Origin of the sequence: Streptomyces sp. NPDC058812, from assembly GCF_042744565.1 — a bacterium.
GTDB lineage: Bacteria > Actinomycetota > Actinomycetes > Streptomycetales > Streptomycetaceae > Streptomyces > Streptomyces thinghirensis.
In genome coordinates, this window is the sequence record NZ_JBHYOB010000070.1 from 1 (window position 1) to 1,833 (window position 1,833).

The 1,833-nt window shown below is 69.1% G+C and carries 2 protein-coding genes and 1 pseudogene; all 3 read right to left on the reverse strand.

The annotated features are described in order from the left end of the window. A partial coding sequence (locus tag ACFW48_RS38655; protein ID WP_386323355.1) for a DUF4253 domain-containing protein occupies window positions 1-619 on the reverse strand: 619 nt, incomplete at its 3' end. A gap of 91 nt (window positions 620-710) precedes the next feature. Continuing rightward, window positions 711-1,097, reverse strand: a complete 387-nt coding sequence (locus ACFW48_RS38660) for a hypothetical protein (RefSeq protein WP_386323357.1) — start codon at window positions 1,095-1,097, stop codon at window positions 711-713. Further along, window positions 1,094-1,833 (reverse strand): annotated as a pseudogene (locus ACFW48_RS38665) (hypothetical protein); the annotation flags it as partial. The gene ACFW48_RS38660 and the pseudogene ACFW48_RS38665, both read right to left, overlap by 4 nt.

The following is a 1,833-nucleotide window of genomic DNA, read 5'->3' on the forward strand; positions in this document are numbered from 1 at the left end:
GGTCCTCCCAGGAACGGAGAACGGCACACAGCCGGGCCACATCGTTTTCGTAGTTGACCGGCCCTGACCAGCCAATTGCCGCGGGGAGGTCCGCAGCCCGGCCCACCGGGACCAACGCCAGCCGAGGGCTCTTGAGCGAGTGCCCGACCAGAGCCTTAGCCACGTCCGCAGCAGTCGCGTCCGGATCTGCGGCTGTCAGCCCTGGCGACGCGAGCCCAGGCCAGCTACCGGTGAACGGGGCTATGGTCTCGCCCGCGTCCTCGTCGTCTTCGTTCTCCTCGGTCTCCGATGCCGCGGACTCCCAAAAGTCCTTGATCACCTCCTCGGCATGATGGTCGCCGGGGTCCGACATCATGCCGGGATCCAGCTCGCCGTCCCACCACTCTTCGATACCGGATTCGTCCTGGAGAAGGACGGGCTGCAGTCCCACGTCCCGGGCCGACACGTACTCGGCCCACGTACCGGGCGCTGCCACCCCTTCGGCCACCCAGAGCAGCGGCTCAGGCCAAGGACCATCGTTGGTCTCGCTCACCAGTGAGCCCGGCGGCAGGCTGAGACCCAGGCTTCCGCCCATGGGGTCGGTCAACAGCACCTTCAGCGGCTTGGAATGTGTCGTCATGAGGGTGAAGGTAACGGCTCCCGCTGACAGACCTCAGCTGGGCTCAGGATGACAGCTCGCTGGCGCACCTGATTGATGGCGACGCAGGCGGTCATAGGGGGCGGCGGGGCAGCGGCGTGACAGCGCGGGCATCGTGAAGGGCGGCGCGCAGGAGGCCGTTGTCGATGCTCAGGCGTTGGATGGTGGCGATGGCGAGTTCGAGCTGTTCGGCGAGGTCGCGGTTGTCCCGTCGCAGCCGGGCGTTGTCGGCCTGGACCTTGCTGTAGGCGTCAGCTGCGGTCGTGCCGCTTGGCGTGCGCACGATGGCGGCGAGCTCGGCACAGATGTCTGAGTAGTTGCGGCGGAAGGTGGTGTTGGCGAGGCCGAGGCGGGTGGCGAGGGCCAGCACGCTCGGGCGTCGGCCGGTCTCGGACGTCAGGCTGTCGATGGCGGCGTGGACGTCGGTGCGGCTCGGCAGTGGGTGGCGGTGGGCGGTCACTGGGCGGTCCCGTTGACGGTGAGAAAGGCGTGGATCGCGTCGCGGCGCCGGGCCAGACCAGCGTGCAGCAGCGGTGGGAGGACGGGGCGGGCGCGGAGTCGGTGGTCGATGCGGTCGGCTTCGGCGGCAAGGGCGGTGGTGTTGTTGGCTGTCAGCGCAACGTTGCGGCATTCCAGCGGTTGGCATTCGTGCGGGACTGGACCCGCTCGGCCTCCGGGAACGGAGCGGGGTCGGCACAGTGCCTTGTCCGGGTTGAAGACGCAGGTCACGTAGGTGCCGGGGTAGACCTCGGGGTCGTGGCGGGCCAGGACGCGGCGCAGGCGGGCAGGGTCGGTGACGACGGAGCCGGTGAACCCGGTGCGGTGGTGGAAGTCGGCCAGCCGGACGGCTGCCTCGTGGGCAGCGGGGCCGCTCAGGTCGTGCTGGTGGTCGGTGGTGAGGGCGAGGAGGTGTTCGCCGCGCTGCATGGACTGTTCGGCTTCGACTTCGGCACGGAAGCCGGAGTCGCTGGTGCCGGCGTAGCCCTCGAACATCTGGATGCCGAGGTGGCGGTACTGGACGGCTCCGGCGATGACGCCGCCGGGGCGGCGGGCGATGTACCAGGCCAGGGTGCGGCGAAACTGCCGGGCGGTGAGGTTCCAGGACTTGCCGTTGACCTCGGGGATTGCGCCTGGGAGGCCGTAGTGATGGCAGTAGGCGTTGACCCAGGTGATCACGCGGTTGATCAGCTCGTTGC